This is a genomic window from Isoptericola croceus (assembly GCF_029382255.1).
GTDB lineage: Bacteria > Actinomycetota > Actinomycetes > Actinomycetales > Cellulomonadaceae > Isoptericola > Isoptericola croceus.
In genome coordinates this window covers 1-275 of record NZ_JARLLG010000209.1, presented here as the reverse complement: position 1 = coordinate 275, position 275 = coordinate 1, and the positions used below count along the sequence as shown (strand labels likewise).

General features: G+C 50.2%; 1 protein-coding gene. It reads left to right on the top strand.

The genetic code is table 11. The features are described 5' to 3' along the window. Window positions 1-48: 48 nt before the first annotated feature. Window positions 49-275, top strand: a 227-nt coding sequence (locus PZC42_RS23020; RefSeq protein ID WP_368860287.1) for a fatty acid desaturase, incomplete at its 3' end; no start/stop codon positions are given.

The following is a 275-nucleotide window of genomic DNA, read 5'->3' as shown; positions in this document are numbered from 1 at the left end:
CTATCAGCCGTGCTGCAGCTCGGACTGATTATCGCCTTCGGCTGGAAGATGATTCCTTTTCTTGTTATCCACAATGTCCTCGCATGGTGGCAGCTGACAAGTGCCAACTACGTCGAGCACTATGGCTTGTTGCGACTGAAAGACCAAAAGGACAAGGTCGAACGCTGTCAACTGCATCATTCGTGGAACAGCAATCATATTTACAGCAATCTGGTCCTCTTTCACCTGGAAAGACATTCCGATCACCATGCGCACCCTCTGCGCCGATATCAGTC